At 46.0% G+C, this 20,810-nt stretch carries 11 protein-coding genes; all 11 read right to left on the minus strand.

Going from position 1 to position 20,810, the window contains the following annotated elements; genetic code table 11:
• Nucleotides 1-188 precede the first annotated feature (188 nt).
• The 11 genes from RID53_RS29900 to RID53_RS29950 all read right to left on the minus strand — a co-directional run bounded on the left by RID53_RS29900 (nucleotide 189) and on the right by RID53_RS29950 (nucleotide 20,805).
• The gene (locus RID53_RS29900; protein WP_446391556.1) at nucleotides 189-2,399 is read right to left on the minus strand and encodes an NHLP family bacteriocin export ABC transporter peptidase/permease/ATPase subunit; all 2,211 of its coding nucleotides are present in this window, start codon (nucleotides 2,397-2,399) and stop codon (nucleotides 189-191) included.
• A gap of 752 nt (nucleotides 2,400-3,151) precedes the next feature.
• Nucleotides 3,152-4,597: an NHLP bacteriocin system secretion protein gene (locus RID53_RS29905; RefSeq protein WP_446391557.1), complete on the minus strand. Its 1,446-nt coding sequence runs from the start codon at nucleotides 4,595-4,597 to the stop codon at nucleotides 3,152-3,154.
• 124 nt (nucleotides 4,598-4,721) lie between these two features.
• Entirely contained in the window at nucleotides 4,722-4,958 is a 237-nt protein-coding gene (locus tag RID53_RS29910) for a bacteriocin (protein ID WP_446391558.1), read from the minus strand.
• A 484-nt stretch (nucleotides 4,959-5,442) separates the two neighbouring features.
• Complete coding sequence (locus RID53_RS29915) at nucleotides 5,443-5,661, minus strand: hypothetical protein (RefSeq protein ID WP_446391559.1); 219 nt, start codon at nucleotides 5,659-5,661, stop codon at nucleotides 5,443-5,445.
• 277 nt (nucleotides 5,662-5,938) lie between these two features.
• Nucleotides 5,939-6,097: a hypothetical protein gene (locus tag RID53_RS29920; protein WP_446391560.1), complete on the minus strand. Its 159-nt coding sequence runs from the start codon at nucleotides 6,095-6,097 to the stop codon at nucleotides 5,939-5,941.
• Nucleotides 6,098-6,407: 310 nt separating this feature from the next.
• Nucleotides 6,408-7,544, minus strand: a complete 1,137-nt coding sequence (locus RID53_RS29925; RefSeq protein ID WP_446391561.1) for a trypsin-like serine protease — start codon at nucleotides 7,542-7,544, stop codon at nucleotides 6,408-6,410.
• 317 nt (nucleotides 7,545-7,861) lie between these two features.
• A complete protein-coding gene (locus RID53_RS29930; protein ID WP_446358732.1) occupies nucleotides 7,862-8,077 on the minus strand; it encodes a hypothetical protein in 216 nt (71 codons plus the stop codon).
• 451 nt (nucleotides 8,078-8,528) lie between these two features.
• Nucleotides 8,529-12,137 (minus strand): sister chromatid cohesion protein PDS5, encoded by a 3,609-nt coding sequence (locus tag RID53_RS29935; protein WP_446391562.1) that lies wholly within the window; start codon nucleotides 12,135-12,137, stop codon nucleotides 8,529-8,531.
• 43 nt (nucleotides 12,138-12,180) lie between these two features.
• Nucleotides 12,181-12,639 carry a helix-turn-helix transcriptional regulator gene (locus tag RID53_RS29940; RefSeq protein WP_446391563.1) on the minus strand — a complete coding sequence of 153 codons (459 nt, stop codon included), beginning with the start codon at nucleotides 12,637-12,639 and terminating at the stop codon, nucleotides 12,181-12,183.
• 172 nt (nucleotides 12,640-12,811) lie between these two features.
• A complete protein-coding gene (locus tag RID53_RS29945; RefSeq protein WP_446391564.1) occupies nucleotides 12,812-13,072 on the minus strand; it encodes a DUF4278 domain-containing protein in 261 nt (86 codons plus the stop codon).
• A gap of 710 nt (nucleotides 13,073-13,782) precedes the next feature.
• The gene (locus RID53_RS29950; RefSeq protein WP_446391565.1) at nucleotides 13,783-20,805 is read right to left on the minus strand and encodes a two-partner secretion domain-containing protein; all 7,023 of its coding nucleotides are present in this window, start codon (nucleotides 20,803-20,805) and stop codon (nucleotides 13,783-13,785) included.
• Nucleotides 20,806-20,810 lie beyond the last annotated feature (5 nt).

The raw sequence follows: 20,810 nt of genomic DNA on the forward strand, positions 1-20,810 counted from the left end.
CATTTAGTTGCAACCAAAAAGATAGTTGTGAAACCCGCCCCTACAGATACATCCTGCCCAAAAAGCGTTGCGAAGGAACCCTTTACAAATGACCAATGACAAATGACCAATGACAAATGACCAATGACAAATGACCAATGACAAATGACCAATGACAAATGACCAATGACAAATGACCAATGACCAACTTATTGATTTTGAATCAAGGTTGAATACACACCCTCCACCTGCCACAAATCTTGATGAGTCCCTTGTTGCACAACCTTTCCCCGTTCCAAAACAATAATTTGATCACAATCTCGAATCGTACTTAATCGGTGTGCCACAATCAAACAAGTACAGCCACGCCGCCGCAGATTCTCGTCAATCATCCGTTCCGTTTCAGCATCCAAAGCACTCGTCGCTTCATCCATAATCAAAATAGAGGGATTATTCACCAACGCTCTAGCAATTTCCAACCGCTGCCGTTGACCGCCACTTAAATTAGCCGCATTTGCGATCAATTGAGCATCATATCCTCCAGGTAGCGAGACAATCACATCATCAATAACCGCATCCTGACAAGCGCGAACAAGATTTGTTTCCGGGATTGTGGGATTCCAGAGGGTCAAATTATCCCGAACCGTGCCACCAAATAACTGAATCGTCTGCTCAACCATTGCTACAGAATGAGTGAGAACTTGATCCGGTATTTCAGTTCTAAGTTGACCATCAAAATAAATATCTCCTGACCAGGGTTGATACAGTCCACTGATCAGTTTAGCCAGAGTAGATTTTCCCGAACCACTACTACCCACCAAAGCAATGCGCTGTCCCGGTAAAACCTTGAGACTAAAGTTTTCAATCAGGGGGGGATCAACTCGGCTGTAGCCAAACGTAATCGCCTGTAACTCAACATAACCTTGTAACTTGGGATATTGACTCTTGAACTTAGCAGGTTTTGGCGCAACCTGGGGGTCAATTGGGTTACACAAAACATCATCAAGGCGAATTAAATTCCCCTCCAGTTCCTGAAGCATACTAGCAAAACTGACTAAATTATTCACAGGCAACAAAAAGCTCTGCATTAACCCTTGAAATGCCACCAGCATCCCTATACTCAGATATCCATCCATCACCCGCCACCCGCCAACCACTAATAAAACTAGGGACGAAAGCGCTGATAAAACGGTGGGTAATACCGAGAAAATCTGATTAGTAACATCCAATTCCTGCTGAGAATTAATCGCTTTCGTATAGTACCCCGCCCAACGAGAAAATACATCGGACTCTAAACCCGAAGCTTTAACCGTCTCAATACTTTGAAGCGCCGCAATAGACGCCCCCGCTGCCTTACCATGCTCTTGAATTAAGCGTTGATTCGCATCTTTGCGTTTCCGGGAGACGGACTGTAAGATAAAAACATTCACCGCCGCAAAACCAACAACAATTCCCGTCATAATTGGGTCATACTGTACCATGACTAGCCCATAAAAAATCACCATCACGGCATCAATTACCGTCGTCGTCAACCGTCCCGACAGCACCTCCGCCACTTGGTCATTGAGACGACTACGATAAGTAATTTCTCCAGCAAATCGTTGGGCATAAAAATCAACCGGTAAGCGCAGGATATGCCAGAGAAAGCGACTGGACATTCCCACAGACAGTTTCACCTTCAGGCGGCGCAAATACCGCAAGCGTAGCTGAGTCAACAGTCCTTGCAGAATCGCTGTAATTCCTACACCAATAAGTAACGGACGCAGCCATTGTTGGCGTCCCTGAATCAAGATTTCATCAACAAAGATTTGGCTAAAGACGGGAATTGCCATGCCCACGAGGGTCAATAAAAATCCTGCCACTATGCAGTACATTAAAGCGCCCACTGTACCTTGTAGCCGTTCCCACAAGGCGAGAATTGTGCTAAATTTGCGCCCCCCTTTGACAAAATCAGAATTGGGTGTCATCACCAGGACGATACCTGTATAACTGGCATCAAATTCCGAGAAAGACACCGTTCGTGGACCTGTACCCGGGTCATTTACGTAAACCTGTCGCTTACCAATTCCTTCTACAACTAAAAAGTGATTGAAATTCCAAAAAATAATATAAGGCGGGCGCAAATCTGGAAGGTCTTGGATTTCCTGTTTATAGCCTTGGGCGTCGAGTCCATAGAGTCTAGCCGCTTTAAGAATATTCGCCGCTTTACTACCATCGCGAGACACACCACAGGTTTGCCGCAATTCAGGTAGGGGGACGATGCGACCATAGTAACTTAAAATAATACCCAAAGCAGCCGCACCACATTCCCCGGCTTCCATTTGCAAAAGTGTGGGCGTTTTTACCCGCCTATGGCGACGTTTTAGCCGTTTTTTAAGGGATTGAAAAGGGGTAATGAATGTCACGAATACAGTCGTCATGATTCCAATTTTATAGGCTACCAGTCTCACCCTGGGTTATCGAATCGGTTGCCAGATGGATAACTCATCACTGGGCTTTAATTAAAACAATAAGCCAATAAATTTTTCGATGCAGTCCCAGTTTCTGCCAAGGTTATGGTAAGAAGGGGACAGATTAATTACACAATCCGGTGATTGCCCTTACCGAAAACTGCCACCCTCGTTTACGTCGGGATTATGTCACCTTTGTCATGGTGTGGCACAGTAACAGTAAGATTCCCATCAGGGCGGGTTTTGTTGAGAGGTTATCGGTCAATATCAACATTAAATGGCTAAACCCGCCCCTACAATTGACCTCATACCCTCATCCCCTCTTATCCCCCTACTGGCTTGATACAGCTAAGATTGTGGAATAGATTTCACCATTGAATCGGGCGCACGTCGGTCATTGGTGTCAACTTAAGGTTAACCCCTCACCCCCAGCCCCTCTCCCACGCCGGGGAGAGGGGAGCAAGAGCATCCGATCCCCCTTCTCCCGTGCAACAAAAGCGAAGCATCTGCTGTCCTCCCCCCTCTTGTAGGGGGGAACGAGGGGGGTGGAGAAGGGGTTAGGGGATGAGGGGGAAATGTTGAGGAATAGATAGACACGGTGTAAAACCTTGCCAGCATTGGTTTTCGACCTTAAGTTGACACGGATGCACGTCGGTGCTAACCTACGGTTTCGGGGCTAATGGTTAATTCATCAAATAAGGTGTGCCACACCATTACTCTCTTTAATAAATGCCACTACTCGACCTAAGAATCGGTAGAATAAACGTAATTGGCGCTCGTTCTTCTATCGTCACGCGAACGGTGGTGGTGGTTCCCGAAGAGATGTTGAGTTCAGGTCCTTTAGAAGATGACCATTTGTAACCACTAAATGTTGTAGAATCAGGATGGAGGTCAGCGACAACTTGCATCAGTCCTGCTGGCTGATTGGATACCAAATCGGCGACGATTTCTGGATTACCGACAACCTTCGCGGCGGCGGCTTGGGTGATGGGAAAGGTGGAAATATCTTTAACGGTACCGACGATACCGCCAAAGCGTTCCCGCTTCACGGTTTGGGGTGTGATTTGTAGCGTCATACCGGGTTTAATTTTTTTGCCGTCGCCAACGGAGAAATAGGTAATTCCCACCATTTCGCTGTCGGGATGTGCCGCGTCTAGGGTTGCCAAACGGGTTCCAGGGTTGACCACTTGTCCAGGATTAACCGCGAGTTCGACAATGCGTCCGCTGTGGGGGCTGATAATTTGGCTATTCTCATTTAATTGTACTTCCAGTTGGGCAATGTCGCGCTGAACCGCTTGAATTTCTTTCTGGCGCAGGGTGACGGCTTCTAAGTCTTCTTGGGCGAGATTGGCTTGGCGACTCTCGAGGGCTTGGAGTTGCGATCGCAAGTTAGTAATAGTACTTAGGTTATCACGATAGGCTTTTTCTTGCTCGGTTGCTGTAACATCGAGTTCTGTTAACTGGGTTTGGAGTTTAGAGATGGTATCCTGGTTCTCTTGAACTTGCACTTGAGCATCCAGCAGAACATCATGAGTAATCACTCGTTCGGCAAAAAGTTGCTGACGGATGTCTAATCTCTGTTGATAAATAGGAGTCATCCCCTGAACTTGCTGTAAGCTTTGTTGCAGGCTTTGGCGTTGTTGTTTCAGAGATTCATTACTGGTAGTTTTAAGTAATGGGGTTAAGGATTGGAGTTCCTGAATCCGTTGCTGGAGGTATTGGCGTTGCTGTTGAATCGAGTGTTTTTCCTGTTCAATTCGCAGGGCTTGCAGTGAACTAACGGCTTGGTTTTGGGACTGGAGTTGGGCGAGTTTAGTTCGTTGCTGTTGGAGTTGTTTTTGGAGTTCAGTTTGGTTAATAGTTCCCAGAATTTGACCTTTTTTAACGGTATCTCCTACTTCGACAGTTAAATCGGATAATTGCCCGGAATTTTTGGATTGAAGTGGGACAACGTTGCTAGGGTAAACCAAGACACCGCGCCCTTCAATCGTGATGGGAATGCGTCCGTAAATACTCCAGAATCCCGCAGCGGCGACTAAAGAGGTTAAGGAGAGTAAAGGAAGCCAACTTTTGGGGTTGACGACTTCCATAAGTTGGTCTAGCCGTTCGGGAGAGGATAAACGTTCTAGAGATTTTTCTCGAAATAGAGTTTGTTTTTGAGTTAGCATGATTGATTCAGAAGCATCCCCCGATTTGACGTCGGGGGAGTGTTAATTACAATCTGGTTAGTGTCAGGACTAAGCTGTTATGCATTTAGTTTTTTGACCCGAAAATCTTGAAGGAGTCTGGGCTTCAGAACAGCGTATAAGGGTATTTACTGAACTGCGGTTTTGCAATATACCATCCACCAGATACGGTTTCCAACTGTTCATCGGATAGTTCTTCCGCCCCAAGGCTAGCCGTCAAATTTTGGGTAGATTTCATGGCTTGGACTTCATCTAAGTTTTTTCCTCCCGTTGTTAATGACAACGATTGTGGCTGAGTTTTAGATTCAGACATCTTGGCAAAAAATGGATTGATGTTAGGCATTTGATTTTCTCCGTTATTTTTGCGGGTTATGAGGACTCTTTTATTACAAAAAATAGAACAGTCTATTTTTTGGTGTCCTACTCCATTAATACTAATCGCAATCTATTCTAATTGAGTAGTACTATTTTTTGGTAAAATAGGATATTTATTTGAATAAATATATTGATTTAAAAAATAAATTACACAAAATAAAAGCCGATCATTTTCTGGAACTGCCGACTTCCCTAACTTGGCTTATTTTTCAGAAAATTATAAACGCTCTAGCAATTTTTTTTGAAATAGCGTGTGTTTTTGAGTCAGCATGATTGATTCAGAAGAATCCCCCGATTTGAGGTCGGGGGAGTGTTAATTACAATCTAGTTAGGGTCAGGATTATGCATTAAGCTATAGTCCATTGTTAGCGGCTCATAACGTATCATTACCTTACCGTTATAGATTGCGTAGATACGTTAATTGTGTTCGTTTAAATTTGGCTAAATTTCGGTTACCAAAAGGCAATCCAATAAGGATAAGATGAACCACCAGCTATAGTTTTCAACTGTTCATCAGATAGTTCTTCCGCCCCAAGGCTAGCTGTCAAATTTTGGGTAGATTTCATGGCTTGGATTTCATCTAAGCTTTTTCCTCCCATTGTTAATGACAACGACTGTTGCTGAGTTTGAGATTCAGACATCTTGGCAGAAAATGGATTGATGTTAGACATTTACTTTTCTCCGTTGTTTTTTTGGTTTATAAGGACTCTTGTATTACAAAAGATAGACTGTTCTATCTATTGGCGTCCTACTACATTAATACTAATCGTAATCTAGTCTGATTGAGTAGTATTGTTTTTCGGTGAAATAGGATGTTTTTTAGGGTTGAAATTTTCAACAAATGTGAATAACTAGAAAAAGAGGGTATAAACTACCCTCTGCTTTTGCAAAAATTCAGTCGCTTTTAAAGCGATTAAGCTGTATACCAATTAAAATGTCATAACAGCTTCACTTGTACCACCAGAAAAATAGACCCCCGGCAACAGTCTCCAATTGTTGGTCGGATAACTCTTTTGCTTTTTCCTCTTGGATAGGTCGGGCAAAGACTGTTGTTTTGGAGCCCGTAATGGCGACTTTATTGGTCAAAAATTGATTGATGTTAGACATGATATTTTTCCTCTTGTAGTTTGGCATCGAGCATTTGGGAACTTAAAGCTATCTTGGGTTTTGAAAAGATAATCTTTTCATTTTTGCTTTAATTCTGCTCTATTAATAATCTTAAGGGTTATAAGTACAGGTTTAATAGGACAAAATTTAGCTAATTAATTTAGACAAATACCTGTTATATGTAAGGTTTTGACAAAGTAAAATACCCAACTTTTTATAGAAGTTAGGCATTTAAGAGTAATGCAGATATAAGTTGATTTTTTAGTATCTCAACAGATCAAGAAATCAAGTTGTTGATTAAAGTCCATGATTATTGCTTATTCTTGCGTTTCCGCAGAGTATTTGCTCCCCAAGTACCAAAGATAAGAATCCCCAAAATAGAAGAGGGTTCTGGCACCGAAGCCGTAGGGCGAACTTTACCCGCCATCACATCATCGATGAAACTGGCATAAGTGGATACTCGTGTAACACCAGCAAATTCACCGAAACTAGCATTAGCGACTCCTTCAATGACAACATCTGTAATTGGATTGTCTGGGAACAGGCGAATGTTAATAATGCCATCTCCATCAGTATCCCAAACGTCAGAAAAACCAAAAGAGGTAATTCCGGCAATCAACTTGTTCCCTTCGTCGTCGAGGAGGAATGAGGGTCCTCCTGAATCACCTGGTCCTGGAGTAACTTCGTTGAATCCTAACCCTAAGTCATGGATACCAAAGTGGACACCAAAGGCATCATTTTCCGGATTGCCGTTGTCAAAATCAAACAACAACTGGCTTGTAGTATCTTTAGGAAAGAACTCTTCAGGTAGCTGAGAAGCACCTTGAAAAATATCAATAAATGCATCAAATTGATTCTGTCCAAAGCGTTTCCTGCCATCAAATAATGATTCATCGAATCCTTCAGAGCCAATGCCAGTATTGCCATATCCTACTATTGTAAAAATCTGACTAATTTCATCTGACCCTCGATAAATATCATATTGTTCAATACTTGTGGGAGCTGGTTTTGCCAGCTTTAATATAGCAATGTCACCTTCTACAGAGAATGTATTAAAATCTGGAAACACAAAAAAATCAGTAACGGCGATTTCCTCAAACATTGCATTTGTATTGGGTAAAATCGCAAAATCTGAAGAAAAAATTGGCTCGTTATCAAGATTAAAAATTGCTGTCGTACTTCCCACTGTATCTGGATAAAATTCTCCATCTTGGTTTATGAGACAATGGGCAGCTGTGAGCAGGTGTAACCCTCCAGGTAGAAGTGAACTACTACAATAAAATTTTCCAGCTTCTGTTAGAGCGGCAACGCCACTAAAATCGAAAGGATCAACCAAAGCATTAACTGACTCATCCGGAGTAACAATGGCTTTGGCGACTTCTCCTGTGCCTAGGGTGACGAATGCTGTTCCCAGTACAGCGATTGATGCTTGCTTGAGAATTGACATTGATTCTTTATCTCCAAAACGACAATTTCCTGTTGTTCCTATCCTTGAGCGGTAATCTATCCGGGTGAAAACCTGTTCTTTAATTAATACGATAAGGAAACTAACTTAAGGATGCATTCCCTGTTTGTGCCAAGGTGATGGTAGAAACTGGACAAGTCAATGGCATAATACTGTCACCACCGTTGCCGAAAACTGCAAACCCTACACTTGAGGAGAGCAATCAGGATTTTCTGCATCTGAACTGTGGCACTATTGATTGGGTTTCGGCGCGTCAACTCAACCTACGATTTCACGCAAGTTAGTTAAACTGTTATCAATTAAAGGGTTTGGGAACGTAATTCCAATTGGAACAGTTCGCGAGATTCTTGTCGTACATCTCCTTCCATTGCGGCTTGTTGCAACTTCATGAAGGCATTGAGTTCGTCTGGTTCATAAGTTTTGCTTTGTAAACGCTGCCGCAGTTGTTCTTCAGCGGCTAAGGTTAGATAACCAATTGTCAATGCCTTTTGAACTAAATCACGAATCGATAGCATATTACCACCTAAACCTGAAATGAGCAGATGCTGGATTTTAGAAACAATTTTTATGTTATGTCCACTTGATTTATACTCTACAAAAACAAAAAAATGATGTACTTGTATTTTCGGTAAACTCTATGACTGAAATCAGATTATTCAGTTACATAAAGTGATAACTAGCTTGGCAGAAAAGTATAAGTAGCGACCAAGATGGTCGCACGACAAGGGTGTCGCAATTATTGACAATCCGGTTTACAGCGCTTTTCAAGTAAGTGGGTAAAGAGATCCCCGACTTCTCTAAAAAGTCGGGGATCTGTCTGTGTTCACTTATAGCAGTAGACACATCGATTAGGACAAACAAACTGTTGTTCCAGACGTTCCGGCGGAACGTCTCTACCATAAGATGTGTCCTAACGGCTATGGCGGTTGCTATACTACCAAAAGCGCTGTATCTGAACTCTCAACTCTAATGGGATGGTATCTGCTGGGGAAATGCTATAGACTGGCTCTCTATTTGAATCTCAGTTGCAGCCACACCCGTTCGTTGATTCAGTTCCTCCACCACAAAGTTAGGCACTCCACCTTGAGCCAGACAACAATCCCGCACCGCCAGCAGGAAGCCTTGAATCGCAGCGGGGGTTCCTTCCACATAGTCGGCTTTGTTTAAGAAATTGCGCCATTTTTGCTCATCGCTACCGTAAATATCAACTAAGTGCAAACCCGCTAAATATTCGGCGATGGGATCAACCGCAAAACGGATTTGGTCTTGAGCCGGACCAATAATTTGAATTAAACCTAGACGTTCTTTAAGATAATTGAGGTGTATTTCGGGTTCATCACCTCCTAGGGCATTGAGGGTATCTTGGCGTTTGGCTGGTGTGGGTCGATATTTGAGTCTTAGACATTCCCAAGCGATGATTTTGGCATCTTTCTGTACTGTACAGTTATCCAATGTATCGCTCACAACGTTTTGGTTGAGTTCATTCAAGTATGAAAGCATTAATTCAGGAATATTGTCGGGTAAATCCTGTTTACCTGTGCCTTCTTTAGCCGCAATCATCTGTTCAGCAAACAGCCTTGCCAGCAGCACTGTAATATTACGTTGTCCCACCATCAGAGAAAGTTGCCGACAGGCATCAAAGTATTCTGCATCGTCAAATAAATCCCGCTTACCCTGTTGAGTGAGGTAAGCTTCCATAAACGAGGAAAGGCGATTACCAGCAACTCGCATCGGTTGAATTTTTGTCTTGGTCACGCCACCCAGTTTTTCTGCAAATCGGGAGGTGACAATTAAACTGTTAATTGGGAAATCAGGCTGAGCCGGACAGATTGCACGGCGGGTGTCTTCGTTCATTTCTGAAAGATGATCCACAATCACCAAAATCCGCCGACGTCGTAGCAGACGTTCCAGGAGTTTATCGGGTATTTTTTCTTCGATGTCGATTAGGTCTTGCAACTGCCCATTAATGGTGTCTAACAGTAGGGATTGCGGTGATTTATCGGCGGCTTCAACATTGAGATCCTGTTCAATGAGTACAGGTAACATCTGGTGTTTGCACAGACGTTCGGTTTCATCCTCTGACATTGCCCAGCGAGCAATTTGACAGGCGAGGCTGGTTTTTCCGGCTCCTCCTTCTCCCCAGATGAGTAAGCAGTCTCGTTGTTTTTTAAAGGTGGAGCGTAATTCTTTACCGGTGAGATTGGGGAGGGTTTTACCATTGAGAGTAACGGGCATGGAAATATAGACTTGGCGGTTTTTGACGGTTTCTTTGTCCTGAAATTCAGCTTGAGCGGATTGGATATGTGCTTTGACCCAGGCATCTAGGACTCTGGGGTGATAATGAAAAAACTGGATCATCAGAGCCGTGCGAAGCGATATCTTAAAACCGCCCAGGTTTGGGGGCAATTCGATAACATCGGTGTGTTTCAGGATTTGGTTGAGATTCAACAACCACAAGGGGCGCAGCCAGAGGAGGATTGACCAAAGGGAGGGAACACAGATCAGGTAGACTATTACTCCCATTGCCCAGGGATTCTGGCGAATCAAATTGGAAACGTGAGCGTTTTGTTGGTCTTTCAGGTCTGCGATCGCCCGACGTACAGCGTTAGTCTCTTCCTCTGAGAACTCCGTTTGATTGGCTTCCAGAATCTTTAGGGCTTTCTCCAATTCAGATCTTGTAGACGCTAATTCTTTCGGAGATAGTGTGTTTACGTTGTCCTGAAGGCTATCAGCCATCAGCTTCAGAGCCGAAGCTGCATTGCTACGAATATCCTTATCTGGGTCTTCGAGCGCTGCTGTTAAGTCGGGGATTGTCTCTTTGGCATCAGCGCCGATGCGCCCTAGAGCATAAACGGCAGAGCGACGCACCTGCACATCCTCATCGTTGTCTTTGAGAATTGCTCTTAACTCCGGAACAGTTTCTTTAGCCTCTGCACCGATTTTCCCTAAAGCACTAACCGCATTTGATCGCACATCTGTATCGGAGTCTTTGAGTGCTGCTTGCAAGTCGGGAACAGCGTCTTTGGCATCAGCACCGATACCTCCCAAACCATAAGCGGCGCCGCCGCGCACGTACTTCTCTGAGTCTGTGAGAGCGGCTTGCAAGTCGGGGACAGCCTCTTTTGCCTTGGCACCAATTTCCCCCAAAGCATAAGCCGCATTTCCACGCACGTATTTATCGGAGTCTTTGAGAGCCGCTCTTAAGTCGGGGAAAGCTTCTTGAGCCTCAACACCAATGGTATACAAAGCTAAAGACGCACTTCTACGAACCTGTACTTCTTTGTCTTCTTTGAGCGCTACTCTCAATTGGGGAACCGCTTCTTTAGCGCCGATAGCTCCCAGCGCATCAGCCGCCCAGCTTCGCACCTGCGCCTCCTTATCCTCTTTGAGCGCTACTATCAAATCAGGAACCGCCTCTTTGGCATCATGACCGATCATTTCCAAAGCATAAGCCGCACTTCTACGAATATCCTTGTCTGAGTCTTGAAGTGCCTGGATCAAATCAGGAACTACCTCTTTGGCATGACTGCCAATCCTTCCCAGAGCCCAAGCTGCATTGCGACGCACATCCTTGTCGGAGTCTTGAAGTGCTGCCCTCAAATCAGGAACCGCCTCCTTGGCATCAGCACCAATGCCCCCCAGCCCATCAGCGGCACTGCTGCGTACTCGTGCATCTGTATCTTGGAGTGCCTGGATCAAATCGGGAACCGCGTCTTTTGCATCATGACCGATATTGCCCAGTGCTGAAGCGGCACTGCTGCGTACTCGTGCATCTGTATCTTGGAGGGTTTCTATCAAATCGGGAATAGCATCTTGAGCGTCATGACCGATACTCCCCAGCGCATCAGCGGCACTGCTGCGAACTCGTGGCTCTGGGTCTTTAAGCACTACGATTAAGTCAGGAACAGCATCTTGAGCCTGAGAACCGATATTCCCTAACCCATTCGCGGCACTCCAACGGACTTGCTCTTTGTCTGATTTTAACCCTTCGAGTAGATCCGGGATAGCTGCTTTTCCAATTCTTCCCAGGGCATTAACGGCACCTTGACGAACTTGCAAATTCTCTGACTGTAAGGCTTCAATGAGTTGGGGGATAGCGGGTGAACCCAGTTTTCTTAACGCATCAACAGCGTCCTCAACTAGAAATTCATCCGCTTTTTTTAAGTTTTCAATTTCTGATGCAATTTCCGCCTTTGTGGGTTCTTGCGCCCAAGTATTACGGGTTACTCCGAATAGGGGAATAAGACAGAGAATAGTCGTTGCGATCGCGAGTTGGGTTGTCCAGGCTTTTTTTCCACTGAAACACCATCCTTGGTTCGACTGAAGCCTTGCTGGTAATGATATCTGATTTTGTGGGGGGCTCTCATGATTACTAGTGCAAGAAGGCAGAAATAACTGAACAGCTAATATCTCCCCCTGCTTCCCCTGCTTCCCCTGCTTCATTGTATCTACGAAGCTGCTCAAGTATTTCCGCAGCGCTGCACTAGGGGTGTCGCTGACAACCAAGCGATGAGATTTGGCTAGGGAGGGATTGGGTGTAATCCCTGAAGCATGAAGTCGTTTTGAGTTTTCCATGGTAGAGCAATGAATTAAGGGTAAACTATTGAACGTCTAAAACCTAATCAGAAGTAAGTTGATAGGGTTTGCCATGGGATTGATGCGCTTTTCTCCAGGCTTGGGGTGGTATGCCGTTAAGTTGGCGAAACTGTCGAATAAAATAGCTAGTATCGAAATAGCCCACAGCTTCTGCGATCGCTTGCACGGATTGACTGGTGACGAGAAGTAAGCGACGGGCTTCTGCCATGCGGCGCTTGATAATCCAGCGACATACCGACTGTCCCGTCTGGCGTCGCACTAAGTCGGTTAAGTAAGCGGGAGAGTAACCCACGGCTTGGGCGACATCGCGCAGGCTAATTTGTTGGTGATAATTCGCTTCGATAAAGTTAAAGCATTCACTGAGTTTGGGAATGGAGGGAAAGACAACTGAATGGTTGGTTGATGAAGGGGTGTGTGCCGTAAATTCTCTAACAATAGTTCGGGTTTGGGTATCATTTTCAATGATTAGAATGGTTTTCATTAGAAACCTGATCCTGTTCTTTAATTTGAAGTCTAGGACGATTTAAATTGGGAATGGGTAGCAGCTATAGCAACCGCCATAGCGGTTAGGACACATCCGGATCGTAGAGACGTTCCGCCGGAACGTCTGGAACAACAGTTCGCTTGTCCTAATCGATGTGTCTACTGCTATATCATCGAGATGATGCGCGACTTTGAACCCCTTGTTTTGGTTTAGGGTTGAAGGGTAAAGGCGTGGGTTTTAAGCCCCAGACAGGGCTGATATAAGAAATGCTGCGATACTTAAGTTGTCGAAATCCTGCCACGGAAAGGGCGTTTTTCAGGATAGATTTGTGCCAAGGCTTCCCTCGATAATTGCCAATTGTTGCGGATTCAGTGCTAGGAATTGCAGTGGGATTTTTCTGGTAAGGAACGCCACGATAACAGAGTTGCATTGGCTTGGTTTCTCCTGGGAATGGCTAAAAATTTGCTCTTTAATTAATACGATACGGAAAGAAACGAAGCGATGCATTCACTGTTTCTGCCAAGTTGATGGTAAGAATTAGACAACATTATGGCGCAATCCTGTCACCGCCCTTGCCGAAAACTGCAAATTAATACGCCAAACCTCTATTTGTAGGGTGTGTTAGCGCAGCGTAACGCACCTTGAACACTAGGTTTGAGGAAGGAGCGATCGCAAGTATTAATGTTTGGAGAGGTTGGGCAGTTAAAAATTGGGCAAGGATGTTTGTGGCGGTGCAATCAGGGTGGGTTGGATTATACAAATACACATAAGATGTAGGGGCGCACCGACGTGCGCCCTCATCTTATTGGGGAATACCATAATGTGATAAATTGTGATTGGATAAATTTACCTATCCCCCTAATTTAACCTCTGGTGAAATTTAGCCGGAGATAGATAAATCGGGCACGGCTTAGGGATAATTGATTCGGTAGGGGCACGATAGTATCGTGCCCTGATCTAGTTCTCTTCAGGGGGTATTTATTTGCTATGACACAGCCAAAATTGTGGAACAGATTTGACCATTGAATCGGGCGCACGGGGCGTGTTGGGCGCACGTCGGTGTGTCGGGCGCACGTCGGTGCGCCCCTACGGTTTCGGAATTCCTCAAATCAGGTGTGCCGAACTACTACCCTTTTACCGTTACTCCCCACATAAACGACCCATGATTAATTCCCCATTGGCTAATCGATATATCCCCGTGGGCTCGATAATTGGATCACCGATTTTCCAAGGGCGACGAGTTGAGGAAGATTCTTCCCCAGCTTCCCCATCTCCCTGACTGGGAATTGACCGCACGGTTCCGGTCTGATACGGTGTAACATAAAGATCCCCAGGACGAAACGGGATACCCCCCGTACCCGTAATAAAGAAGCTACCCCGTTTTGGTTCATGACGACGGGCGATGCAACTTTCGGCAATTAGTTTGTCGGTATCGATTTGATTATTCGATAAGGGGGTGAGGCTGTTGCGAACTGCGCTGGTGTCGGGTAGGGTAATCACGCCTTCTACTGCACCTGTAGCATTGATATCCACTCGACCATTATGATCCAGGGTATCAGGATCAGTGCCTTTGGGGGCAGGAGCATAGGCAAAACCGAAGAAGACGGGAGTATTGAAGGTGATATCGCCCCCTTTGCCATCTTGGGCGAATGCCAGGATATCGCTATCGGCAAATGCCAGGATGGTGTCGGCGGTTAGGGTAATATTACCGCCACCGCCAACACCAGAGGCGACATCGGTTCTGATGTCACTGTCCCCAAATAGGCGGATGTCAGAAGCGGTGATGGTAATCGCACCGCCTGCGGATTGAGTTGCGGAGGTTTCAATTGAGCCATTGTTGGCACTGAGTTGTCCAGTGTCTACTGTGATAGTACCCGCCGGGGCTGCACCTGTGGATTGGGCGAGTATACGGGCTTGGTTGGTGAGGGTGAAGGATTCGCTGGCGTTGATGGTGAGATTACCGCCTAAGCCTTGGGGGTTGGGGGAGGCGGTGGAAGCGGATATCGTTGCGCCGTCGGTGATGGTGAGATTTTGGGTGTCAATGGTGAGGTTTCCGGCGGCACCATCGCCTGTGGTTTCTACGGAGAGTTGTCCTTGTCCGCGAATGGTGATAGATTCGGGTGCGGTGACGCTTAAGCTTCCCCCTTCACCGCTACCGGAAGTGGCGGCAGAGATTTTGGCGTTATCTTGAAGGTTAATGGTTAAATTCTGTCCATTGGCAAAGGGTTGCAGGGTTAATGCACCAGCGGGGGCGACGCCTTCGGTTTCGGCTAATAAGCCTATTTCTGTGCCTTTGAGGTTGATTTGAGAAGCGTTGACATCGATACTACCACCTTCTCCTAAGCTGGTGGCAGTGGCGCTGGTGGTGATGGAACCGTTATCGGCGGTTAGTTGTTCGGTGTTTATGGTGACGTTGCCAGCTTTGGCTGCACCTGTTGATTGGGCGAGTAAACTGGCTTGATTGGTGAGGTGGAAGGATTCGGTGGCGTTGATGGTGATGTTACCACCGACGCCGGAGGGATTGGCGGAGGAGGTGGAGGCGGAGATAGAGGCGCTATCAGATATGTTGAGCCGCTGTGTGTCAATGGATAGGTTGCCAGCAGCGCCATCACCCGTGGTTTCTACCGAAAGTTGACCATTACCGCGAATTGTTACCGCTTCGGGTGCGGTGACAGTTAAGTTTCCTCCCTTGCCACTACCGGAAGTGGAAGCAGAGATTTGAGCGTTATCGGTTAAGTTGAAGTTGGTTGTGACAATTTCTATATTGCCGCCGTTGCCAGTGGAGTCAATTTCTGTATTGGCAAATAATCCACTATTAGGTCCTGTTTCTGTGATACCGTTAGCAACAAACGGATCGATGGGGTTGGGAAATTTGGCAATGCGGTTGGCGTAATTCGGGTCACTACCAGATATAGTTATCTGGTCTGTTGCATTAACAAATATATCGCCGGCTTGTCCTTGACCAAATGTTGTTGTTATTAGCTGTCCGCCACCCGTCGCCTCAAATGTACTGCCGACATTCACTGTGATATCGCCTCCCTGCCCATCCCCTTTGCTGCGGGCACTTAAAGCGGCTCCATCTGCAATTCGGAATGTTTGAGTGTCAATAACAATATCGCCAGCGTCAAAAGTGGTATCGGTGCTGGTAAATAACCCACTGGGCAATCCACTACTGGGAACACTACCTAAGATATCGACAACATCAGCATTGACATAAATATTGCCTGCATCTCCCTGTCCCTGAGTACTGTTTTTGATAATAGCGCCATCTGTCAGAATTAGAGAACCAGCCCTGATATTCAGGTCTCCACCAGAACCTGTTCCACCCGTGAGTACACCTAGAGTAATTCTGGTTGATTCCCCAGTTGGGGCAGTCTCTCCACCAGTGAGCGAGAGTGTACCTTTGACATTTAAGTTGATATCTCCCCCCCGTCCTTCTCCACCTGGATTTACATCCCCAATAAGTGCGGCATTTGAACTCAAGGAGAGCTGATCGGCTTCGATACTGATGCTGCCCCCATTCCCCCGTCCAGAGGTGGCGATAAACAGTTCAGCATCATTAGTTAACGAAAGCGACCTTGCGGTGATGTTGATGTCGCCACCTTGACCCACTGCTCCCTGTGCTACGCTGCTAAACACCTTACCATCATCAAAGGAGACAGTATGACGGGCATTGATATTCACGCTACCTGCATTCCCTTGCCCAAAAGTGGGGGCGGATAAGGAAGCACCAGTGTTTACAGACAGCGATCCAGTGGTGATGTTAATGCTGCCACCATCACCCTCTCCTTGTGTGTTGACTTGGCTGAATATATTACTGTCTTTATCAATAATAACCGTATCGTAGGCAACAATATTTACGCTGCCTGCATCCCCCTGTCCAAACGTTGTAGCACTTAGCCTAGAATTATTACTAATAAAGATCGATTGCCCTTCAAGATTAATGTCTCCCCCTTTACCTGCTCCAAAGGTTCTACTTCTGATCGTGTGATTGTTCTCAACCCGGACTACTCCATTCTCACTAACAATAGTTATATCTCCGCCACGAGCCAATGGATCAGACGAATAAATAGTAGAGATAATTTCTCCGGGAATAATGTCACCAAAGGCATCAAGTTGAATATCTCCCGCGTTGCCACTTCTGGAATCAGTTGCCAAATCTCCCTCAGTAGTGTCTATTGTTCCATTTGTACTGGTAAGGTGGATAAGTGAGCCATTGCCCGATTCGGCACTCGAGTTTAAGGTAGCCGTGCGAATATCACCTCTAGCCGTGAAAATAATGGTTCCGGCATTACCTGTGCCACCTGAATTATCCCGAATTTGAGAGGTGACATTCCCCCCAGTGGTGTCAATCTCTCCCGCCGTGCTAGTGAGGGTGATGTTTCCACCATTGCCTGCACCCTCTGTCTGAGAATCTATCTCACCCGTTGTGATGTTACCGTTGGCAAACAAGGTGATCAACCCACCATTTCCGGCACTACCAGAACCAGAGTTCGCGGCAGATAAGAGATTGCCCGTGTTAATGCTGCCGTTGGTGGCGCTAATATTAATCGCGCCTCCATTTGCGGCACTCTCAGAATCCGAGCGTGAGTCAGAACTCAAGTTGCGCGTGTTAATGCTACCGTTCGTGGTATTCAGGGTAATCGCCCCCCCATTCCCGGCATCGCCCGAATTAGAGCGTGAATCAGACCACAAGTTGCGCGTGTTAATGCTGCCGTTGGCTGTGACGAGACTAATTGTGCCTCCATTTGCTGCTGTTCCCCCATCATCAGAGACCGAGTTAGCGTATGCATCATCATCGATAGTGATATCATTAGCGGCACTGAGATTAATATTTCCCCCATTTGCTGCATTACCCGAACTAGACCACGAGTCAGATAACAACAAACCTCTGATATTAATTCCATCGCCGCTTTCAATGCGAATATTCCCCGCATTTCCTGTATTGCCAGAAGAAACAGAACGAGCTCTAGAATTTAAGGTATTTGTGGAAATGTTACCGTTAGTGGCACTGAGGCTAATATCTCCCCCATTCCCGGCATTGCCCGAATCAGACCACGAGTAAGAATCTAAACCACCAGTGATAGTGATATCGTTAGCGGCACTGAGGCGAATATCTCCCCCATTCCCGGCATTGCCATCTACAGACTGCGAGTAAGAGAACAAATTCCCAGTAATATTGATGCCGTTTGCGGCAGTTAGACTAATTGCACCACCATTGTCTGTATTATTGGATAAAAAAGAGTACGAGTGCGAGTACAAATAACCAGTAGAAATGCCGCCCTTAGCGGCACTCAAGGTAATCGCGCCACCCTGACCCGCACGACCTGAATTAGAGCGAGAGACAGATTCCAAGTTACCCGTGTTAATGCTGCCGTTCGTGGTATTCAGGGTAATTGCGCCACCCTTTTCTGTATTGCCAGAATCAGGAGAGAACGAGTAAGAGAACAAATTCCCGGTAATATTAATGTCATTAGCGGCATTCAAGGTAATCGCACCCCCATCTCCAGCATTGCCCGAATTAGAGCGCGAGTAAGAGAGCAAATTCCCAGTAATATTGATGCCGTTAGTGGCACTGAGGCGAATATCTCCCCCATTCCCAGCATTGCTATCTACAGACCGTGAGTAAGAATCTAAACCACCAGTGATAGTGATATCGTTAGCGGCACTGAGGTTAATATCTCCCCCATTTCTGGCATTACCCGAATTAGAGAGAGAGACAGAATTTAAACTGCGTGTGTTAATGCTGCCGTTCGTGGTATTCAGGGTAATTGCGCCACCCTTTTCTGTATTGCCAGAATCAGGAGACCACGAGTAAGAGAACAAATTTCCGGTAATATTAATGTCATTAGCGGCAGTTAAGCTAATCGCCCCCCCATTCCCGGCATCGCCCGAATTAGAGCGAGAGGAAGAGAACAAATTCCCAGTAATATTGATGCCGTTAGCGGCACTGAGGCTAATAGCTCCCCCATTTCCGGTAGTGCCCTGATTAGAGGAGTATGAATACAAAAAGCCATTGATGTTGATATCATCAGTAGCTTCCAGGCTAATATCACCCCCATTTCCTGCACTACCAGCAGAATAAGAACGTGAGTTAGATGCTAAAAAACCAGTGGAAACGCTGCCATTGTTGGCTTCAAGGCGAATTGTTCCTCCATTTCCGGCGATGCCAGTATCAGAGTATGAGGAAGAATTCAAATTCCCCGTGGTAATACTGCCGTTGGCAGCTTCCAGACTAATCACGCCCCCGTTTCCTGCATTCCCAGAATTAGACCACGAGTCAGAAAACAAACCCTCGGTATCAATGCTGCCGTTAGTGGCACTAAGGCGAATATCTCCCCCATTTCCTGTATTGCCAAAAGAAACCGAACGAGATCTGGAGTTCAAGATATTTGTGGAAATGTTACCGTTAGCGGCACTCAAGGTAATCGCACCCCCATCCCCAGCATCGCCATCTACAGACCGTGAGTAAGAATCTAAACCACCAGTGATAGTGATATCGTTAGTGGCACTGAGGTTAATATTTCCCCCATTTCCGGCATTACCCGAATTAGAGTACGAGTAAGATAACAAACCACCAGTGATAGTGATATCGTTAGCGGCACTGAGGCGAATATCTCCTCCATCCTCAGCGTTACCAGCCTTTTCTGAACGTGAGTCAGAGATTAAAGAGCCACTGTCAATACTGCCATTGGCGGCACTGAGGCTAATATCTCCCCCATTTCCTGCATTACCTAAGGGAGAGAACGAGTAAGAAAACAAATCGCCAGTTTTAATACTACCGTTGGCGGCGATGCTAATTGCACCCCCTTGGGCATCATTGTCAAAGTTAGAGACTTGTTGTCCATTGGTGCTAATGAGTTGGGTATTCACATCCCCCGATGCCGCTTCCAGATCAACTATCCCCCCAACCCCATTAAACGGCTGTAAGACAACATCTCCACCAATCGTAATTCCCTCTGGCACATCTGTCGTACTATAATCAGGTGCTGGAACCGAATTAACCCCCCCATAAGCCAAAGTATCCTGCCCCGATCGCATAATTAAAGCTGTACGTGTACTCAGTGTTTCCGTATCCGGTCCATCCGGTAACACATTCCTATCATCAGGTCCAGTAATGTTGATATCACCCTGAAATTGAATATTACCCATTGCTTCCACTAATAACGATGTCCCGGTATAGTTAGCTGCAACATCCACATTCCCAGTAGCACTAATAATCGGGTCATTAAGGCTGACAAAATTTGCCAGTCCCCCCGACACACTTTGAATCACAAAACTGCCACCACTGGCAAAACGAGCATCCCCAGAAATAATTCCATCACTCCTTAAGATTAAATCACCCCCACTCACAAATGGTGTCTGTGTCGGATGATTCAGCGCCCAAATATCAATACCGCCATTCCCCTGAATCGTTAGATTTTCACCCGCTTGTGCCAAAAACGGTGTCGCCACACTATCCCGCACTTTCACAGTATCCTGGGCAAAAAGGGTTAAATCACTGCCAGAACGTAACTCTCCCTGTAAATCCAAATTCTCCCCATCTAAGGTCAGATTTCGTCCGGTGGTTAAATTCCCCCGATTCGTAATCTTACCCCCCGCCGCTTCTACAGCATTATAAAATAGCGCCCCAGGACTTACCGAGAGTAAACGACTACTCTTCGGTTGAGTCGCACTAAAAACCCCATCCTCACCCAACTCTATCCCTGATGCTGTGGTGGCGACAAAGGAACCTTCTATATCTAAACTGGCATTTTCGCCAAATAAAATCCCATTGGGATTGAGTAAAAATAGATTCGCTTCACCCAATACCCCTAACCTGCCCAATATAGTCGAGACATTATCCCCAGTAACACGGGAGAGGATATTTTCTATCCCATCGGGATTCGTAAAATAAACCCCTCTCCCTTCCCCAATATTAAACTCTAAGAAACTATGAAACAGATTCGCGCCGCGAGTGGCGCCCCCATCGATTCTGTCGCTGAGTATCTCCTGAATCAGCACATCAGGGGTAACCACAGAACTTTCTGCCCCCAGGGTATCATCCGGTATCACCTGGGCGAAGACTCCCTCATTTCCCCCGGTTACCAATACGCCGATTAAGCCGACAGTGCCAATGATAAACGACTGCCAACGCCCAGCCAACCTGTTTATTTTGATCACGGCAA

The organism is Coleofasciculus sp. B1-GNL1-01, assembly GCF_040220235.1.
Lineage (GTDB): Bacteria > Cyanobacteriota > Cyanobacteriia > Cyanobacteriales > Coleofasciculaceae > Coleofasciculus.

Bases quoted from the DNA above. Each gene is read 5' to 3' on its own strand.
- RID53_RS29920 (WP_446391560.1), bottom strand. From the start codon at position 6,097: ATGTCTAACATCAATCAATTTTTGACCAATAAAGTCGCCATTACGGGC.
- RID53_RS29905 (WP_446391557.1), bottom strand. From the start codon at position 4,597: ATGCTAACTCAAAAACAAACTCTATTTCGAGAAAAATCTCTAGAACGT.
- RID53_RS29900 (WP_446391556.1), bottom strand. From the start codon at position 2,399: ATGACGACTGTATTCGTGACATTCATTACCCCTTTTCAATCCCTTAAA.
- RID53_RS29940 (WP_446391563.1), bottom strand. From the start codon at position 12,639: ATGAAAACCATTCTAATCATTGAAAATGATACCCAAACCCGAACTATT.
- RID53_RS29930 (WP_446358732.1), bottom strand. From the start codon at position 8,077: ATGCTATCGATTCGTGATTTAGTTCAAAAGGCATTGACAATTGGTTAT.
- RID53_RS29915 (WP_446391559.1), bottom strand. From the start codon at position 5,661: ATGTCTAACATCAATCCATTTTCTGCCAAGATGTCTGAATCTCAAACT.
- RID53_RS29945 (WP_446391564.1), bottom strand. From the start codon at position 13,072: ATGCAACTCTGTTATCGTGGCGTTCCTTACCAGAAAAATCCCACTGCA.
- RID53_RS29925 (WP_446391561.1), bottom strand. From the start codon at position 7,544: ATGTCAATTCTCAAGCAAGCATCAATCGCTGTACTGGGAACAGCATTC.
- RID53_RS29910 (WP_446391558.1), bottom strand. From the start codon at position 4,958: ATGCCTAACATCAATCCATTTTTTGCCAAGATGTCTGAATCTAAAACT.
- RID53_RS29935 (WP_446391562.1), bottom strand. From the start codon at position 12,137: ATGGAAAACTCAAAACGACTTCATGCTTCAGGGATTACACCCAATCCC.